Source organism: Wolbachia endosymbiont (group A) of Eristalinus aeneus, from assembly GCF_964026915.1.
GTDB classification, from domain to species: Bacteria; Pseudomonadota; Alphaproteobacteria; order Rickettsiales; family Anaplasmataceae; genus Wolbachia; species Wolbachia pipientis.
The window spans coordinates 810,539-829,200 of the sequence record NZ_OZ034712.1 but is presented as its reverse complement, the minus strand read 5'-3'; the positions used below and the strand labels follow the sequence as shown (position 1 = coordinate 829,200).

The window sequence follows — 18,662 nt, the reverse complement described above, 5'->3', positions numbered from 1 at the left end:
CATTTGTTTTATACTGGTTTTATAATACCCTTTAATTCTTACTTGTAAGATAATTGGTATGACAAATTTTCCTAGTTGTAGTAGAGGGTATACATGGGGATATTAATAACAGGTGCTGCAGGTTTGATAGGGTCAACCTTGGTGAAAAAGTTAGAAAACCAAGGCCATGAAGTAATAAGCTGCGATATTAGGTTTCGCGATAATCCACTCAGTTTTTTTTCAGAAGATATAGTACCACTACTTGCTCAGTGTACAGGAATCATTCATCTGGCTGCAATTTCTAGAGTTATACATGGTGAACTTTATCCTACACTGTGTCAAAAAATTAATGTTGATGGTACAATGCGGTTTTTAGGGTTATGTAAGTCACTTCCAAATAAACCATGGTTTATATATGCAAGTAGTAGGGAAGTCTATGGAGAGCAGAAGGAACTGCCAGTTACAGAATCTGCTAGTATCGATCCAATAAATAATTATGCAAAAGGTAAAGCATTTATTGAGGAACAAATAACAAGTTCAAAAGATTTTAATGTAGCAATATTACGCTTTTCAAATGTATACGGTGGTTTACTAGATCATAACAGTAGAGTAATTCCTGCACTCTGTATTAATGCATTAAGAGGTGATCCAATTAAAATAGAAGGTAAAGAATGTGTTTTTGATTTTACCTATTTGGATGATGTTATAGAGGGTATATGCTTAACTGTTAAATATTTACAAAGCGAAAAATCTTCTCTTCCTGCTATTCATCTTACTACTAATAGCCCATGTACTTTAGAAAACTTAGCAAAAACAATATTAAAAGTCACGAAAAGTGATTCTAGAATTGATTTTTATCCTCCAAGAAATTTTGATGTAACTAAGTTTCATGGTGATTTTACTAGAGCTAAAGAGCTACTTGGTTGGTCTCCAAAACATTCATTAGAAGTAGGATTAAGTAAATTTATAAAAAGTCTACAAAACAATACACAAGAATATCCTAACAATATAGATATGGTAATATATGAAAATATTAAAAGTTATTCATGGTTACCCTCCTTATTATAGTGCTGGTTCAGAGGTTTATAGCCAAACTCTTGCTCATGAACTAGCAAATAACAATGAGGTACAAGTATTTACTAGGTATGAAAATAGCTTTTTACCTGATTTTTATTACACTACAGTCCTAGATAGTAGTGACTCTCGAATCTTACTGCATTTAATTAATATACCCACAGCTAAATATCGTTACAAATTTATCAATGAAGAAGTAGATATACAATTTAAAAGAGTAATAGATAACTTTCAGCCAGATCTTATACATTTTGGTCATCTTAATCATCTATCAATTACTTTACCAGAAATTGCTTTTAAAGAAAATATACCTACAATTTTTACGCTACATGACTTTTGGTTAATGTGTCCAAGAGGAAGGTTTATTCAACGCAATTCTGAAGATTTGTTACGGCTTTGTGATGGACAAAAGGATCAAAAATGTGCAACTCAATGTTACAAAGGATATTTTACAGGAGATGAAGAATTCCTGAATTTAGACATAAATTATTGGGAACAATGGGTTGCAACTAGAATGAAGCACACAAGGAAAATAATAGACTATATAGATTACTTTATTTCCCCATCGAAATTCTTGATGGATAAATTTACTCAGGATTTTTATGTTCCGATAAACAAAATTTCTTATCTTGATTATGGTTTTGATCTCAATCGTCTTAAGAATAGAAATAGAGCACAAGAAAAAGAGTTTATTTTCGGTTATATTGGTACTCATACTCCCGAAAAAGGTGTTAATCTATTATTGAAAGCTTTTTCTCACTTATCATCTAAAGCAAAACTTAGAATTTGGGGAGCAGCAAGAGAAGAAACTAAAGCTTTAAAAGCGATTGCCGATCAGTTTTCACCTGTTGTTAAAGAAAGAATAGAGTGGATGGGAAGTTATGATAATAAGAATATAGTTACTGACGTATTTAATAAAGTTGATGCAATAGTCGTTCCTTCAATTTGGGGTGAAAATTCACCATTAGTAATACATGAAGCACAGCAACTTAGAATACCAGTTATAACAGCCGATTATGGTGGTATGGCAGAATATGTAAGAGATGGACTATTATTTAAGCACAGAGATGCAAGTAGTTTGTCAGAAAAAATGCAAGTCCTATCTACAAATCAGGAATTATACAATAAACTTACCCAAAAAGGCTATCCTTATACTGAAAATGGGAATATACCTTCTATGAGTGAGCATATTGAGAAACTTAACAAGATTTACCGTAATGCTATTGAAAAGAAAGGCAAATCAGTAGCTGTGAAACCCGGTCCTTGGAGAATTACTTTTGATACTAATCCAGATTACTGCAATTTTGCTTGTATAATGTGCGAATGTTTTTCACCATACAGCAAAGTTAAAGAAGAAAAGAAAGCTAAAGGAATAAAACCTAAGATACTGTCGATAGAAACTATCAGAAAAGTAATTAAGGAAGCAGCTGGAACACCTTTAAGGGAAATCATTCCTTCTACTATGGGTGAGCCTTTAATGTATAAAAGCTTTGATGAAATAATCAATTTGTGCCATGAGTTCGGTCTTAAGCTTAACCTCACAACCAATGGTTCTTTTCCCATTAAAGGAGCTAGAAAATGGGCTGAACTATTGGTACCAATTTTATCTGATGTTAAGATTTCCTGGAATGGGGCAACTAAAGAAACTCATGAAAGAATCATGAAAGGTTCAAAATGGGAAGTAGTGACAGAAAATTTAAAAACTTTCCTTGAAGTTAGAGATAAATACTTTAGCGATACAGGTGAAAGGTGTACCGTTACTTTACAATTAACATTTTTGGAAAGTAATTTACATGAACTCTATGACATAGTTAAGATGGCCATAAAAAACGGCATAGATAGAGTTAAAGGACATCATCTTTGGGCACATTTTGAGGAAATTAAGGATCTATCTATGAGAAGAGATGAGTTAGCAATTAGTAGATGGAACACGGAGGTGAGAAGGTTATACGAACTTAGAGATAATATTCTATTGCCAAATGGTAAAAAGATAAAATTAGAAAATTTCACAATCCTTTCTCAAGAAGGTATTAAGGATTTGGCTCCAGGTGGTCAATGCCCATTTTTAGGTAAAGAAGCATGGATAAACAATAAAGGAAAGTTTAGTCCTTGCTGTGCTCCAGATGAACTCCGTAAGACATTAGGAAATTTTGGTAATGTTAATGAGATTAAACTCGAGGAAATATGGCAGAGTAGTGAGTACCTAAGCTTACAAAAGAATTATTTAAATTATAAATTATGCAAAACATGCAACATGAGAAAACCTTTGATCAATTAATCAAAGATAATCTTAAATCTATTAAAATTTCACCGTGTGAGAGGTTTCACGAGTTGCTAGGAAATCCTTTGTATGAAAATAGGTTTATAAAGGTTGGTAAATTTCATGAGCCTGGTCTTGCACCGGTTTATGATCAGACAGGTGCTTATCATATCAATGTAAGAGGAGAAGCAGTTTATCATAATAGATTTCTGAAAACTTTTGGATTCTACTTTAATAGAGCAGCCGTAGAAGATGATACAGGGTGTTACCATATTGATCCATCTGGATGTAGAGTATACAAACAGTCTTATCAATGGATTGGAAATTATCAGGAAGATGCTTGTGTAGTTAGAAGACATGATAAATGTTTTCATATTAATTTAAATGGCAACAGAATTTATCAGGAGGAATATGATTATGTTGGAGATTTTAAGGATGGTATCGCTGTAGTCTACAAGGATAGTAAAGCTACACATATTAATCATCATGGAAAGTTAGTACATAATAAATGGTATAAAAAACTTAATGTTTTTCATAAAGGGTATTCTATTGCAGAAGATCAACATGGTTGGTTTCATATAGATATTAATGGTGATCCTATTTACCAGCAGAGATTTAAAATGGTAGAAGCATTTTATAATGGGATGGCAAAAGTTGAAACTTTTGAAGGTGTGTTAGAACAAATCGATATTACCGGAAATGTAAAGTTTAGTATTTTTGATTTAGGTAAAGAATCTCAAGTGCATAGGATTTCTGCAGAACTTTCAGCCTTTTGGAAAACTTACCTAACAAGCGTTGCTATTGAACTTGATTTGTTAAATATTTTACCTGCAACTATGCCAGTTTTATCTAAAAAGTTAAACATTATCGTACCAAATCTAGAAAGGCTGTTAAGGGCGTTGTGGGAAATAGGGTTTATTGATTACGATAAGGACAAGGACTTATGGCAACTATCATCAAAAGGTAAGTGTTTTAAGGAAATACCATTTTTGCCAAAAGCAGCAACGATGTGGGCAAGAGTTGCCGCTGAAAAGAATTGGTTAAAGATTGCCGATATACTAAAACAGAAGTCCATCTCTTCATTTGAATCTTTTAAGGAAAGAGAAGCATCAGAAGATAAGAAAATAGCGTTTTACCAAGCATTGCTAGGATATTCTAGGTTTGATACTAAAGAGTTTAATTCTAGGATTAATATAGATGGTGCTAAGAATATATTTCTATTTGGTGTACACTCTTTATTTCTTGCTTATTCTGATATACACAATAAAGGTTCTATAGGCCTATATAACGAACATAAAGTACCAAGACAGTTAGTAGAAAATTTAAAAGTCAAACTTATAACTCAGGAAGAACTATCAGTTACAAATTATGAATTAGGTGTCTTTTGCCGCTTTCTGCAGCATTATGATGATGATAAAGTATTATCTTATTTAAAATTGGTCAAAGGAATATCTCGTATTTTATTGATAGAAACTATTTTAGATTACCGCTCTCCAACTGGAGGCTCTGTAGATATTAATGTAATGGTTGAAACAGGAGGTAAACTAAGAACATTAAGCGATTGGGAAAAAATATTAAAACAAGTAAAAGGATTCAAAATTTTTGCTGTTGTGCCTTTAACAGATTACTTATCAGTCATTGATGTCAGGTATTAATCATATGGAAATACTACAAAAAAATGGTTTTTTTATTATCAAAAATCTGGTTCCTTTAAAGCTAATAACTCAGTCTTTAAGTGATATAACAAATAAGATATCAGAGCTATCCCAAGAACTAAGTGTTTCAACTTCTGACTACTTAAACTGTACCGGCAGATGGGGCACGTCATCTCAAGTAACTAGAATTATCTCTCAAGCATTAGATGAAATTATTAAAAATTACCTTGAAAAGTCACTTCAGTGTCAGATACTGCAGAAAAAATCAAATGTTATATGTAAAACTGCTGATTTAATAGATGCAGTTCCCTTCCACCAAGACATCTCCTATAGTTTCAATGATCCTTACCACTTTTCTGTTTGGTTAGCTTTGAATAATGTAAGTGAAACTTCAGGTGCACTGCAAATTATAGAAAACAGTCATAAATGGGAAATACAGCCTTTAGTTGATTTTTGGTACCCATATTTTTTTGATCAGTACTCAAATAATCGGGAAAATTACAAAATCAAGTCATTACCTATTTCAGCAGGAGATGCAATAGTTTTTGATTCACGGTTATGGCATGGTAGTGATAAGAATACAGATGCTAAAGATAGATTTGCTTATGTAACAAGGTGGATTATAAAAGATCAAGATCTTCCCTATGTGCCAAAACCTCAGCCTTCAGTTTTTGGTATACTCAATTGTGGTGAGTTAACAGAATCTGTACTGAGAGAATGCTTGTCATTGTTTGGCTACCAGGAAAGTGTAAAAGCAAAAAACATGGAAGAACTTATCAAGAGCTGGTTAGCCTTTATTACAGACACAACTACAAATATTTCTGAGATCGACACTACTGAGGCTAAGCGAGATTTATATAAGCTACTTATTCTGAATCGAGCATCAGCACTACATGATGCTGGAGACATCTCAGGAAAAATATACAAAAATTTATGGTTTTCACTACTTGTATTTCTCAATAAAAAAGTCAACGTAGTGGAGCTAGCATTGTAAATGAACAGAAGTAGAGTTGATAGCTTCAAATGTGTATTGATGTTCATCTTGAATATAGTATCTAAATTCAAGCTTAATGTACTTATAATGTCTTTAGTTGCCCTGGTAGTAGCTGTTGATTTGTCTTTTAGAAAGTATTTAGTAAAAAATATTCTAGATACAGCTGTAAAATATCAGGAAGGTAATGTAATTGAAAATCTTTTATTACCTGTAAGCGCTTATCTTGGTATGGCATTACTTATCACTACTGCTTTTAGATTCTATGGCTATTTTGTTGACATTCGAATGTTTACCTTAATGCGTCAAAAAATAGCTGATATGTCTTTTTGTAGGCTACTCCAACAAGACCATTCCTATTATCAGAACAATTTATCCGGAAGTTTAGTACATAAGGCCAGTAACTTAATGGATAGTGTGATAGAGTTAATAAGATTGCTTATAGATTGTTTTTTCGGTTACAGCATAGCATTAGTCTTAGCTATTTATACCTTATCATTAGTAAACATAAAATTTGCAATCGCTACATTCACTTGGGTAAGCATTTTTATTTTAGTATCGATTTTCAGCTTTCGTGTACTTACTGAACTAGCTGATAATTACTCTAAACAAAATTCACAAGTAATAGCTAGTATAGCAGATAGTATTTTAAATGTTATATCAGTAAGGCTATTTTCTCAGCAAGCACATGAGAGACACAAATTTTTTCAAATATGCAAGAAAAGAACTATTGCAGAGAGAAAATTACAATGGGCATACTTTTGTCTTTGGTTTATATATGGCTATTCATTTGATATACTCCAAGCAGTAAACTTGTACTTTTTAATTTATGACTATCAATTGAACAAGATCGCAATAGGAGATATAGCTCTTGTACTTGGAATTAATATATCGATTATAGAGTTTCTTAACCATCTAACTAGGAATCTTACCCAATTTTCTACTCATTTCGGCAAAGTTTCAGATGCATTGCCAATCTTAACTACCGTACCAGAAATTCAAGATAAGAAAAATGCTAAAGAATTAAATTTATTAAGTGGAAAAATAACGTTTAATAATGTTTCTTTTTCTTATGAAGGTCAGGAGTCATTATTTCAAGATTTCTCAGTTACCATTAATCCTTGCGAAAAAGTAGGTCTAGTTGGTTGTTCTGGAGGTGGTAAATCTACTTTTATAAACTTAATCCTAAGGCTATTTGATGTTAAAAAAGGTAATATACAGATTGATAATCAAATAGTATCAGAAGTTACACAGAGTTCTTTGAGGCAACAAATATCTGTAATACCTCAAGACCCATTGTTATTTCATGATACTATTTTAGCAAACATCATATATGGTAGACTTCAATCTACTATCGAAGAAATAATGAGAGCTGCAAAGCTGGCTGGTATTCACGATTTTATTATGACTCTACCAGATCAATATGGAACTACAGTTGGAGAAAAAGGCATCAAGCTATCTGGAGGAGAAAGACAAAGAATAATAATAGCAAGGGCATTTTTAAAAAACGCTCCAATATTATTTCTCGATGAACCAACTAGTCAGTTAGATTCTATAACAGAAAAAACAATTCAAATGAGTTTATTCAAATTGATGAAAAATAAAACTACGATTACTATAGCACACCGTATTTCTACACTTTTACACATGGACCGAATTCTAGTATTTAACAAAGGAAAAATTGTCCAAGATGGTAAACACGCTGAACTAGTTTCTAAGCAAGGTCTTTACAAAGAACTTTGGAATGCTCAAATTGGTTGTTTGAATGGCAAAAAAGAAGATGGAAAAAATTATTGATCTGAGAAGTGACACTACAACTCTGCAGAGCTCCAAGGTTATACATGCAATAAGTAATGCAACTGTTGGAGATTTTGCTTATGGTGAAGACAAAAGCTGTAATGACTTATCAGAATATTGCAAACAATTATTCAAGATAGAAGAAGCATTATTTGTAACCAGCGGTATGCTTGCAAATAGATTAGCCATTGCCAGTCAAATAAGTCCTGGTGATGAACTAATAACTCATTATAATTATCACGTTAATTTTTTCGATAGTGCAGGCAATGCAAAAGTAAATAATATCGTATTTAATTGTATTAGAAATAATAGCGGAATCTTAGATGTTGCTGAAGTAGAATATGCTATTAATTCTAAGCCAAGGTACAAAATTTTTGCTCAGGTGAGTCTTGTTTCTATAGAAAATAGTATAAACGGGTTTAATGGTAAAATTTATCCTTTTGAAAAACAAGTCGAGTTATATCACTTTTTAAAAGCTCACAATGTAAATCTTCATTTAGACGGTGCAAGAATATTTAATGCTCATGTCGAAACAAATATTGCTTTAGCAGATTATGCTAAATATGTGGATACAATGAGCTTTTCTTTTACCAAAGGACTTGGAGCTCCTTTTGGTTCAATGCTTATGGGTAAAAGAGAGATAATTGAAAGGGCTAAAAAGCTACAGGTTTGGCTAGGTAGTGGTTATCATCAGATAGGGTATTGTGCTAATGCAGCAAAGTATGTACTACAGAACAATATTTCTAGGCTTAAAGAAGACAATAAACTCGCCAAACTGTTTGCAGACAAGATTAAGGAAATTCCACACATAAAACTGGTACTACCTTATCCAGAAACTAATATAGTAAGCTTTAGTATAAAAGCACTAAATGTAACTAATGAGGTTTTCTTGAGTAAGTGCCAAGCTTATGGTTTATTGCTTTTTCCTTGGCTCGAGTCTCATATAAGAGCAGTTACCCATCTTGGCACAAAGGAAACAGACATCATGAAAGCTGCTGAAATTATAAAGGAGGTTGTGTTAAATTTAATATGAGAGTAAAAATAGATTTCTTTAGCGATTCAAACACTGACCCTTCAGCTAAAATGAGGGAAGCGATGGCTAAAGCAAAAGTTGGAAACGAAGCTGCATGTGAAGATCCAACTGTGAACGAATTAGTGGCAACCGCATGTAAAATATTAGGTAAACCTGCAGGAATCTTTTTGATTTCAGGAACGATGTCCAATGTAATTGCTTATAAAGTACACATTCAAAGACCTGGTGATTACTTGCTGCTTGATGAAACTTCACATCCACTCATAGTACAATCTGGCTTGATCGCAGCCCAGGCACATGCTACTCCTTTGCCCATCAAAGGTACAAGAGGAATATTTACTGGAGAACAAATTGTTGAGTTTATTACTCGTCCTAGTTTAAGAAATATTCCGAGAGTTGGGCTTGTTTCTATCGAGCAAACGACAAATTTTGGTGGTGGAGCTGTGTGGCCTTTAGAATATATTCAAGAGATCTCAAGTCTCTGCAAAGAGAATGACGTATTCACTCATTTAGATGGAGCAAGACTGTTCAACGCTTGTGCTCATACTAAAATATCTCCAAAGGAGTATGCAAGTTATTTTGATTCGGTATTCATTGATTTTAGTAAAGGATTAGGTGCTCCAATGGGCGCAATATTGCTTGGAAGTGAAGATTTTATTGAAAAAGCTTGGTACTATAAGTTTCAAATTGGCGGAGGTATGCACCAAGCTGGCATTATTTCAGCTGCATGTTTATATGCTCTACGTAATAATGTAAATTCTTTAGAAGAAGATCATAAAAAAATGCAGCACCTTATAGAAGGCCTAGACTCCATAGATCAAGTTATAATTGATATCGACCTGTATAAAACTAATATAGCGTATTTTTCATTACGTACTAATTGTATATCTACTCAAGAATTAATAAACGTACTAATGACAAATTATGGAATTAGAATGGCTAACATCAAAGGTAAAATCAGAGCTATAACACATAGAGATATAAGCTATGAAGATATTAATACTACTGTATCTGCTATAAGAAAGATACTAAGTAATTTTCTGCACTAATTGTTTGCAAACTTCTTGTCAAACAATATTATACCAATATAGTATTATGCTAGCATCTGCATAGAGCTATTTGGGAATAGGTGTGAACTTTGTCTTCTTTCAATATTTACTATTCTTCTGTGGATATATGCTGCTTTATTTATCAAGACAAAGTATACCAATTGCTCTACCACTGTTAATAGATACTGACCATGTAAAATTAAGCTATTTTTTTGCCTGCTTTTCTTTTTTTTATGGAGTATCAAAATTTGTTAATGGAATAATCATGGACTCCAAAAATAATCCATTATTTATGTTTGGGCTATGCAATATTGCAACTGGATTATTAACCATTGGTATAACTTTATCATATAATAATCTAACTTTATTACTGTTAACATTAATATTATTAGCTTGGACACAAGGGTTAGGTTGGCCAGCTATTACCAAGTTTATGGTTACAAACTCTAGCATCTCTTCAATTGCATCATCATGGGGAGTTATGAGCGCATCTCAGCAACTTGGTTCTTGTATTACTTTAATTGTATTACCAAGTATAATTAAAATATATAATGCAAAAAGTGCATTTTTGTACTCTGGTTTCTTATGCTTACTTTTTGGAATTTATATAATATTAAAGGCATATTACAAAGAAAGTGCCAACTTTACTACCTATTATAAGGTGCAGAAATCTCAAATAGGTATCAAGGTAACAAGTTCCATATGGTTTCTATGTTGTGCTACTTTTTGTGCTTATATTATAAAAATGGGAATCTTCTTTTGGTTTCCTATAATTTTAAAGAATAAATTACAAATTTCTCTTGTACAATCCTCACTAATAACAGGCGTATATGATTTAGGTGGAATCCTTGGAACTTTAATAACAGGAAGAATTAGTGATATGTACTTCTTTCAAAATAGAAGCTTGCTGGCATCACTTTATATGTTGGGTATAGCACTCACTTTTATTGCAATGAACTTTGGTCAAAACATAATTCTTATGAACCTTTGTGCAATCTTATCAGGATTCTTTATATTTGGAGTGCAAGTACTGACAGGTGTTATAGCTGTAGAAATTGCTCCACAAAATAATGTATGTGCAATTGTAAGCTTAACAGGATTATTTGGGTATATTGCAAGTTCAATATTTTCATGCGTGCTCTTAGGAGTACTTGTTAAGCACTGTGGTAACAGTATTATGTTTTCATTTTTTTCCATTTGCTCTGTTGTTGCACTCGTTTGCTTTTCCATACTATCAAGCAAAGATCTAAAAAAACTAAGTAAAGCGGTGTAAAAAAAATTTCTCAACAGTTAAACTTTGTAGATAGATTTTTTACCCAAGGAATAAACATGGTAACCATATCTTAGTAATAGCTCGCTATCTAATAAATTACGGAAATCAAAAACATTAGGTGCAGCCATAATACTCTTTAAACTTGCAAAATCTTGATTTTTAAGTTCTTTCCACTCCGTTAACAATAACAAGGCTTCCGCGTCCCTTGCAGCCCCTATAGCATTGTCCGCGTATTCTATATCCTTTAGAACTTGCCTAGCATTATCCATCCCCATTGGGTCATATGCAGTAATTTTAGCCTTGTTATTCACTAACAATTGTGCAATATCTATAGCTGGGCTATTTCTTACATCATCAGTACCAGACTTAAAAGTTAGCCCCCATATTGCTATTTTTTTATTTTGGACTCCATTTAATACATATTCTACCTTTTTAGCAATGTTTGTTATATGATTATAGTTAGATTCCTTAACTGAATTTAAAATTTGTAGCTTGACATTGTGATCTTCAGCAAGCCTTATTAAAGCTGACAAATCTTTAGGAAAACATGATCCTCCAAATCCTGGACCAGCTTTGAGAAATTCCTTACCTATTCTATGGTCCATTCCCATACTGTTAGCTAAAAGGTCAATGTCTGCTCCTAATAGCTCACATAAACCTGCCATCTCATTGATAAAAGCAACCTTTGTTGCTAGAAAAGCATTAGAAGCATATTTAATCATTTCAGCAGTAACTGTATCAGTGACTATTAACGGAATATTCTTATCTATAAATGATCTATATATAACTTCTAGTTTTGCTCTAGCTAGCTTAGTTTTTACTCCTATTATTATCCTATCTGGGTATAAAAAATCTGATACTGCAGAGCCTTGCTTGAGAAACTCTGGATTAACCCCCAAATCAAAGTTATAGCCCTTATTAGATAAATAATTATATATATTTTCTGCAGTACCAGGAGGAACAGTTGACTTTATCACTATTAAGCAATCTTGATTAACTCTCTCAGAAACTTCACTTACTGCATTATATACATTCTGTAAATTTGCATTTCCTAGGGAGTCTGATGGAGTATCTACAGTTATAAATACTACTTCTGTATTGGGATTTATTTGAAAATACGAATCGAAAAATCTTATCCTTTGTGACTTTATATTATTCTCTAAATAATCTGCTAATCCAGGTTCATATAGAGGAATTTTCCCTGATTTCAAAAGTTCAATCTTCTCAGTATTTATGTCAATGCAATCAACTTTATGGCCCTGCTCCGATAACATTGTACCAGATACTAATCCTACATACCCTACTCCTATAATAGTTATGTGCATTTTATTATCACCTTAAAAATATAGCTTAGCATCTAAAATAAATACCATTAACAATTATAAACTTTTATTGTTACATTATTTTTCTTAATTGCCTTACCTTCCGAATAAGCTATAAATAAGGTTGATAGTATTAATATCAAAGTACCATATAAAGCACTTTTATCAGGTAATTCATTAAATATAATGTATGTTACTATTGCAGAAATTATTAGCTCTATGTATCTATAAGGTGCAAGTGCAGTAGCATCAGTAAGAGTAAAAGCTTTTAACATAAAGAGCAAAATTAGATTTGAATTAATTCCCAAAATCAGCAGTAATACTAATTCCAACAAGGAAGGCACACGCCAACAAAATAACAAAGGTGGAGTAGAAAAAATAGTTGTCATTAGAGCTGAATAAAATAACATACTTATTACTGACTCTTTTATTACAAGTTTCTTATTAAGTATGTCTAATATAGCAAAGATCAATGCAGATACAATAAAAATAAGAATTTTAGGATTAAAATCTTCACTATGAGCTTTGGTAGTAATAGCAATACCAACAAAGCCAATAACAGTTACTATCCATCTTTGCCAAATTATATTTTCGTTTAGCAAAGGGATTGCAAGAAGTATAACAAATAATGGTATAGAAAAACTTATAATCGTTGCAGTTACTATGGGGAAAACAGTCAACCCGTAAGTCCATAAGGTCATTCCACAAAACAACAATCCACCCCTGGTTATTTGAGTAGATATTTGACTTGTTTTAAAAGTTTCTATTCCATAGTAAAACATAAAAGGTACAAGGGTAATAGTGGTAAACAGAAAGCGGAAAAAAATTATTTCAAAACTCTGAAGATGTAAACTTAGATATTTTGATATAGTATCATTAGCTACACTACTAAGTAAGCTAAGTATAAACCAGATAACCCCAAACAAATAAGCTCTCAATCTGTAATCCATAAAGCTTCTGATTTAATAGATACGATGTACTCATATAATTTTACTACAAAACTAATAATATAAAAGTTTTCTGATGTACGTCCCCAGAATGTGATCGTAAGGGTCCATTATAAATAATTCGGGAAATTTCGTCTCTGTAGACATATTAAGAGCTATGTAACGAACGTTTGTATTTGTGAGTAATAGTAAGGCTCAAGGTAAGGAAAATGCTAGTGAGGTAAAGTAGAATAACGTTGGGGAGTGTTAAATAAACTGTGTCAAACCGCATTTTCAGTTCAACTCAATTTTTAACCTGCCAGGAAAAAAGATATCAAGTTGAGACATAGTTAAAGCCCAATCATGTATAGGCATAGTCCATTTCTCTCCTGCCTTCTTTATAGCACAATATACCTGTTTATACAAGGCATTTGTGCTAGTAAATGAGCCCTTGGTTTTAGTAAATTTTCTGATCTGTCTATGTAGTCCCTCAATAGGATTTGTGGTATAAATTAACTTTCTCACAGGGCCAGAATATTTAAAATAACTAGACAAATTTTCCCAATTATTCTGCCAAGATTTCACAACTAACGGATATTTTTCTCCCCATCTTTCCTCCAGTTCAAGTAAATAATTTACGGCTATTTCTTTACTTGTAGCACGATATATTTTTTTCAAATCATTCATGAAAACTTTTACATCTTTGCTCGATACATATTTTAGGGAATTCCTTATTTGATGTACGATACATAGCTGTACTTCTGCATTGGGAAATACACTATTTATAGCTGTGGGAAAGCTTTTTAGACCATCAACACAAGCTATTAGAATATCATCAACTCCTCTCTCTTTTAGGTCATTTAGTACTCCCAACCAGAAATTAGCTCCTTCACTTTCAGCCAAATAAAAAACCAAAACTTCTTTTCTGCCATTTTGATCTATACCTAATATGTTATACATACATTTGCTTACACAATGCCCATCCTCCTTGACCTTAAAAAACATGCCATCCATGAACACTATTGGATATACAGATTGCAGCGGACGACTGCGCCATTCGTTGATTATCGGTAACAATTTGTCAGTAATACTTGATATCTCTGCTGCAGATATTTTATGGTCATACATTTCTTCTACATGCGATGCTATATCTCTATATCCCATGCCACTGGCATATGTACTTAAAACCTTTGCTTCAAGTTCGGGATGTAGGCTTGTTTGCCTTTTTCTGACTACTTGTGGCTCGAAACTTCCTTCCCTATCTCTTGGTGTCAATAGTTCAAATGAACCTGCACTTGTCCGTAAAGTCTTTGAATTTCTTCCATTTCTTCGGTTGTTTTCTTCGCTTTCAGCCGACAAATGATTTTCTATCTCACCTTCCAGGCTCACCTCTAGCAGTTTTTTTATAAATGGTGTTAATGTACCATCTCTTCCCGTCAATGGTCTTCCTTCTCGTATAGATGATAAGATATTTGTTTCTAATTCTTTATAGTCTACCAAACCGGTAGTTCTGTTTGCTATTTTTTGACTCATTGTCAAACCTCCATTTTTTTATCAATTTACTACTTTACTTCTCGGTTTGACACAGTTTATTTAACACTCCCTAACGTTGATTTGATAATTTAAGCTCATTCCCTCTTGCTACATCTCTCTTTAAATATCTCCTCTTTTGCAGCAGGTCTATAGAATTATACAGAGTATTTTATCTTCCAATACAGGCAATCTTGACGTTCTTCCATGGCATTTCTTCTGTTCTTGAACTTTTTCCCACTCTGGGCGCACTTTTTCTACAACCTTTTCGAATTCTTCTATTTTCAAACCTGTTACATCTCGAAAATTTCTCGGATGTTCTTTTAGATTATGGTAGTTTAAGCTCATCTTCCCTCTCTATTCTCTTGCTATACCTCCCTATTTTATAACCATTCCTACTCTTTTGCAGCAGGTTTAAAGAAATACTAAAGGCAAAAGATACGCTTGCGTAGTTCGAAAGCTTTCTATAGGATAAGTCTCACCTGATTTACAAATAGAATTGTTATGTTAGATGTTTGCTATTTATTCTTAAGCTCATTTTAACAGCATTTTGCTTTTTTTAGTATGTAGGGGTTTTCTAGGAATTATCCTATTGAATTCTATGATATTATTTTTTGTAACATTGTTATACATATCATGAAACTGAAGCTATTTATTTATCTTCTCTGTACAGATTAAATGACAAAAAAACTCACGTATCTGGCGTCTCATGTTTAATTTTTTGCACTATGTGCACTCTATGTCTTTATCAAATTTCTGGGTTTTTACCTACACAAGCTGAAATACGCTTATAAAGCATTTAAAACATTAAAAAACGCCAACTTAAAAAATGGATAGTGAATAACTAGCTACCCTAGGGTTTCTTTTGCCTTTTTTTCTGTTTAGTAAATTTCTTAACGTTTATAATTTAGATTAGTTGCGGCTTAAAAGCAGCTAAATCGCGGTTATTAAGTGTTTAGAATAAAAAAACACCATACTTGAAAGTATAATGTAAGTAATTAGCCAACCACGGGGCTTCTTTTGCCTTTTTTTTCATTTGGTAAATTTCTTAAATATTTATGGCTAAACGACAACCGTCATCCCGCTAGCGGGATCTCTTGTTAGTGGCTGAGAGATACCGCGAATGAATCGCGGTATGACGGTTCGCGGCAGCATAAAGATAAGTCTCGTCATCCCACTGCTTGTTAGCGGGATCTGGAGATACCGCGGCGGTATGACGGTTCGCGGCAGCATAAAGATAAGTCTCGTCATCCCACTGCTTGTTAGCGGGATCTGGAGATACCGCGGCGGTATGACGGTTCGCGGCAGCATAAAGATAAGTCTCGTCATCCCACTGCTTGTTAGCGGGATCTGGAGATACCGCGGCGGTATGACGGTTCGCGGCGGCATAAAGATAAGTCTCGTCATCCCGCTGCTTGTTAGCGGCTAAGAGATACCGCGAATGAATCGCGGTATGACGGTGTAGATAGTATCCCGCTGCGTGTTAGCGGGATCTCTTGTTAGTGCCGCGGCGGTATAGCTATACCTTTTTCTACTTAGTTTGGGTTATGCAAGAAGTCTAATAACATTTATTGCTATTTTGCCATGTATCCCTTATACTATAAAGTAGAACATAATAGGTTTCAGCAATGATAAAAGAAATTGAAGAACTAATAAAAATTGTTGGTAAGGGTAATTTATTAGAGACGTTATTTATTTTTTTAGGTAGCTTTCAACATGCTGACTTAGATCGTTTTATGGATCACAGAAATCATTTTGGTTTGTCTGAATTCATTAGAAAAAAAGAGGAACCATTAGATAAATATTTTAACTTAAAATTTAGTCTACAAGGGCTGTTTTTAATTTATGCTCAAGCTTATAAGATACTTAGTGAAAACAATAACCTGAATACTAAAGATGTCATAGATAAAATATATGAAGTTATTAAAGGGTCTGAGTTAAATGAATATATAAATGAAGTAGTAGATGGAAGAAAATTAGATTTACTTAACATCTTAGCAAATCCAAAGAGAGAACCAATATTTAAAACAGAAAAAGATTTTGAAAGTAAAGTACTCATTGGTGTTAGAAAGGTGCTAGATGAAGAAACTACATTAAATAAATACGATAGAGAATTTGCATTAAATAAGTGCGTTATCAGCAGCTATTATTCTATTCATCAAGACATAAAAGTAGACAAGGATGTAGTGTTGTTATTTTCTATACTTGTCGACTATCATAAGCTTTCTGAACATCACAAAGAGTCGATAAAAAAAGAAAATTTACCAATAATAGATAACGTGGTCTTTCTCACATATATAACGAATTTAGCTGGATTACTGCAAAGTATTAATCTGAAAGATCAAAATAGAGCCACTAAATATACGCTGAATCGCGAAAAGATAGGTAGCCTAAACAGAACATTTAATATGTTGGCAGATCAAAATAATCAAAATTTTCCAACCTTTAAAAGCATTGGACCAACCTTGAAGCAATTGCTAAAAAACCAGAATAGTGATGAATTTGAACAATTAGTAACAAACCCTAAAAATATATACTACTCAGTGCCACAAAAAGAGAATAAATGTAGGTCAAATTTCATTGTCAGCAAGAAAAAAGAAAAGAACCATAAAAATACAGCCTGTAAACTTATTTTGGGTATGTTTGTATTATCTGTTGGGTTATCTGTTGCTGATTATTTCCTTATGGAGCAAAAATTATTTAATCCAATAAAAGGTGTCCTACCACAGGATAATTTTGCTAATCTAGTAATTGCTGCAGTGCTTACTATCGTAATAGTATATGCTTTATTTCAATTATCACAGGAACCACCACTTTCAACAGTCAATAAGATGACGAATGAAAATTTAGGACAGCCCGTGCAAAACAAGCTTAGAACTACATAAATGTAGCAACTTAAAAGCATATATTGTATAATGCTTATTCTTAAGTTAAGAGATGATTTATGGATTTAAGTAAAATAACAGCGGTACCAAATGCGGTGAATGTGGTAATTGAAATAAGTGCGAATGCTGAACCTGTAAAGTATGAATTTAATAAAGAGCTTGGGTTGTTACAAGTTGACAGATTTTTATCTACCTCAATGACTTATCCTTGCAATTATGGATTTATACCAAATACCTGCGCAGGTGATGGTGACCCTGTGGATGTTTTGGTGCTAACTCAATTTCCCTTAGCATCTAGTGTTTTAATATCGGTACGTCCAATAGGCGCATTACTCACTAAAGATGAAAAAGGAGAAGATGAGAAAATATTAGCAGTGCCTGTTTCCAGTGTTGATAGCTATTATGACAATATAAAGGACTATTCTGACTTATCTAAAAGCCTACTAGATAAAATTACTCATTTCTTTTCTCATTATAAAGATCTAGAAAAGGGAAAAACGGTAGCAGTTGGAGAATGGGTTGGTGTGGAAGAAGCAAAGAAAATCATTGAAAAAAGCAGAAATTAGTTTTTATTGATTTATAGCTAAAGTGGCTTAGGTTTGCCCACAATTTGAAAAACAACAAATTCGTCATTCCGCTACTTGTTAGCGGAATCTATACCGCGCACAACTGTACGAACATTGCAATATGGCACATAGTAAACGATGTCATTCCAGTGCGTGACACTGGGATCCAGACTTTCCGTAAAAACGTTATATTTTAACATAACACTTATATGCTCACCAACTTAGTGCTAATCAAAATCCTGGATCCCAGTGTCTGGGCACTGGGATGACAAGAAAGGGAGCACTGGAATTTTTGTTTCAGCATTAGCCATGCATCTGAACA

Annotated in this window: 15 protein-coding genes; 11 read left to right on the top strand and 4 right to left on the bottom strand. The window is 33.1% G+C overall.

Features of this window, described 5'->3' with window-relative positions; genetic code table 11:
• Nucleotides 1-93: 93 nt before the first annotated feature.
• From AAGD62_RS04155 to AAGD62_RS04120, 8 genes are all read left to right on the top strand, one after another.
• Nucleotides 94-1,047, top strand: a complete 954-nt coding sequence (locus AAGD62_RS04155) for an NAD-dependent epimerase/dehydratase family protein (protein ID WP_211908264.1) — start codon at nucleotides 94-96, stop codon at nucleotides 1,045-1,047.
• Entirely contained in the window at nucleotides 1,004-3,331 is a 2,328-nt protein-coding gene (locus AAGD62_RS04150) for a glycosyltransferase (protein WP_213863487.1), read from the top strand. The genes AAGD62_RS04155 and AAGD62_RS04150 overlap by 44 nt, the downstream gene beginning before the upstream one ends.
• On the top strand, nucleotides 3,292-4,968 hold the full coding sequence (locus AAGD62_RS04145; protein WP_155968452.1) for a WG repeat-containing protein: 1,677 nt from the start codon (nucleotides 3,292-3,294) through the stop codon (nucleotides 4,966-4,968). Before AAGD62_RS04150 ends, AAGD62_RS04145 begins: the two co-directional genes overlap by 40 nt.
• Nucleotides 4,969-4,972: 4 nt before the next feature.
• A complete protein-coding gene (locus AAGD62_RS04140; protein WP_155969548.1) occupies nucleotides 4,973-5,962 on the top strand; it encodes a phytanoyl-CoA dioxygenase family protein in 990 nt (329 codons plus the stop codon).
• Nucleotides 5,963-7,756: an ABC transporter ATP-binding protein gene (locus tag AAGD62_RS04135; RefSeq protein ID WP_213863486.1), complete on the top strand. Its 1,794-nt coding sequence runs from the start codon at nucleotides 5,963-5,965 to the stop codon at nucleotides 7,754-7,756.
• Nucleotides 7,740-8,789 carry a threonine aldolase family protein gene (locus AAGD62_RS04130; protein WP_265032125.1) on the top strand — a complete coding sequence of 350 codons (1,050 nt, stop codon included), beginning with the start codon at nucleotides 7,740-7,742 and terminating at the stop codon, nucleotides 8,787-8,789. The genes AAGD62_RS04135 and AAGD62_RS04130 overlap by 17 nt, the downstream gene beginning before the upstream one ends.
• Nucleotides 8,786-9,838 (top strand): threonine aldolase family protein, encoded by a 1,053-nt coding sequence (locus AAGD62_RS04125; protein WP_006280070.1) that lies wholly within the window; start codon nucleotides 8,786-8,788, stop codon nucleotides 9,836-9,838. Before AAGD62_RS04130 ends, AAGD62_RS04125 begins: the two co-directional genes overlap by 4 nt.
• Nucleotides 9,839-9,908: 70 nt before the next feature.
• A complete protein-coding gene (locus tag AAGD62_RS04120; RefSeq protein ID WP_259348915.1) occupies nucleotides 9,909-11,111 on the top strand; it encodes an MFS transporter in 1,203 nt (400 codons plus the stop codon).
• A gap of 17 nt (nucleotides 11,112-11,128) precedes the next feature.
• Here the strand turns inward: AAGD62_RS04120 and AAGD62_RS04115 are convergent, their stop codons facing one another.
• The 4 genes from AAGD62_RS04115 to AAGD62_RS04100 all read right to left on the bottom strand — a co-directional run bounded on the left by AAGD62_RS04115 (nucleotide 11,129) and on the right by AAGD62_RS04100 (nucleotide 15,237).
• Nucleotides 11,129-12,385: a UDP-glucose/GDP-mannose dehydrogenase family protein gene (locus AAGD62_RS04115; RefSeq protein ID WP_341812778.1), complete on the bottom strand. Its 1,257-nt coding sequence runs from the start codon at nucleotides 12,383-12,385 to the stop codon at nucleotides 11,129-11,131.
• A 98-nt stretch (nucleotides 12,386-12,483) separates the two neighbouring features.
• Nucleotides 12,484-13,383 (bottom strand): DMT family transporter, encoded by a 900-nt coding sequence (locus tag AAGD62_RS04110; RefSeq protein ID WP_155968446.1) that lies wholly within the window; start codon nucleotides 13,381-13,383, stop codon nucleotides 12,484-12,486.
• 270 nt (nucleotides 13,384-13,653) lie between these two features.
• Nucleotides 13,654-14,892 (bottom strand): IS256 family transposase, encoded by a 1,239-nt coding sequence (locus AAGD62_RS04105; RefSeq protein WP_341812689.1) that lies wholly within the window; start codon nucleotides 14,890-14,892, stop codon nucleotides 13,654-13,656.
• A 147-nt stretch (nucleotides 14,893-15,039) separates the two neighbouring features.
• Nucleotides 15,040-15,237, bottom strand: a complete 198-nt coding sequence (locus tag AAGD62_RS04100) for a hypothetical protein (protein ID WP_155968442.1) — start codon at nucleotides 15,235-15,237, stop codon at nucleotides 15,040-15,042.
• 775 nt (nucleotides 15,238-16,012) lie between these two features.
• On the opposite strand from AAGD62_RS04100, the gene AAGD62_RS04095 reads away from it, so the two are divergent.
• The 3 genes from AAGD62_RS04095 (at nucleotide 16,013) to ppa (ending at nucleotide 18,340) form a co-directional block, all read left to right on the top strand.
• Nucleotides 16,013-16,318 carry a hypothetical protein gene (locus tag AAGD62_RS04095; protein ID WP_341812688.1) on the top strand — a complete coding sequence of 102 codons (306 nt, stop codon included), beginning with the start codon at nucleotides 16,013-16,015 and terminating at the stop codon, nucleotides 16,316-16,318.
• 199 nt (nucleotides 16,319-16,517) lie between these two features.
• Nucleotides 16,518-17,774 carry a hypothetical protein gene (locus AAGD62_RS04090; RefSeq protein ID WP_155968440.1) on the top strand — a complete coding sequence of 419 codons (1,257 nt, stop codon included), beginning with the start codon at nucleotides 16,518-16,520 and terminating at the stop codon, nucleotides 17,772-17,774.
• Nucleotides 17,775-17,833: 59 nt separating this feature from the next.
• Nucleotides 17,834-18,340 carry an inorganic diphosphatase gene (ppa, locus tag AAGD62_RS04085; RefSeq protein ID WP_155968438.1) on the top strand — a complete coding sequence of 169 codons (507 nt, stop codon included), beginning with the start codon at nucleotides 17,834-17,836 and terminating at the stop codon, nucleotides 18,338-18,340.
• Nucleotides 18,341-18,662: the final 322 nt, after the last annotated feature.

Excerpts from the sequence above, each read along its gene's own strand:
- AAGD62_RS04155 (WP_211908264.1), top strand. The coding sequence starts at position 94 with ATGGGGATATTAATAACAGGTGCTGCAGGTTTGATAGGGTCAACCTTG.
- AAGD62_RS04150 (WP_213863487.1), top strand. The coding sequence starts at position 1,004 with ATGAAAATATTAAAAGTTATTCATGGTTACCCTCCTTATTATAGTGCT.
- AAGD62_RS04145 (WP_155968452.1), top strand. The coding sequence starts at position 3,292 with ATGCAAAACATGCAACATGAGAAAACCTTTGATCAATTAATCAAAGAT.
- AAGD62_RS04140 (WP_155969548.1), top strand. The coding sequence starts at position 4,973 with ATGGAAATACTACAAAAAAATGGTTTTTTTATTATCAAAAATCTGGTT.
- AAGD62_RS04135 (WP_213863486.1), top strand. The coding sequence starts at position 5,963 with ATGAACAGAAGTAGAGTTGATAGCTTCAAATGTGTATTGATGTTCATC.
- AAGD62_RS04130 (WP_265032125.1), top strand. The coding sequence starts at position 7,740 with ATGGAAAAAATTATTGATCTGAGAAGTGACACTACAACTCTGCAGAGC.
- AAGD62_RS04125 (WP_006280070.1), top strand. The coding sequence starts at position 8,786 with ATGAGAGTAAAAATAGATTTCTTTAGCGATTCAAACACTGACCCTTCA.
- AAGD62_RS04115 (WP_341812778.1), bottom strand. The coding sequence starts at position 12,385 with ATGTTATCGGAGCAGGGCCATAAAGTTGATTGCATTGACATAAATACT.
- AAGD62_RS04110 (WP_155968446.1), bottom strand. The coding sequence starts at position 13,383 with ATGGATTACAGATTGAGAGCTTATTTGTTTGGGGTTATCTGGTTTATA.
- AAGD62_RS04105 (WP_341812689.1), bottom strand. The coding sequence starts at position 14,892 with ATGAGTCAAAAAATAGCAAACAGAACTACCGGTTTGGTAGACTATAAA.
- AAGD62_RS04100 (WP_155968442.1), bottom strand. The coding sequence starts at position 15,237 with ATGAGCTTAAACTACCATAATCTAAAAGAACATCCGAGAAATTTTCGA.
- AAGD62_RS04095 (WP_341812688.1), top strand. The coding sequence starts at position 16,013 with ATGAATCGCGGTATGACGGTTCGCGGCAGCATAAAGATAAGTCTCGTC.
- AAGD62_RS04090 (WP_155968440.1), top strand. The coding sequence starts at position 16,518 with ATGATAAAAGAAATTGAAGAACTAATAAAAATTGTTGGTAAGGGTAAT.
- ppa (WP_155968438.1), top strand. The coding sequence starts at position 17,834 with ATGGATTTAAGTAAAATAACAGCGGTACCAAATGCGGTGAATGTGGTA.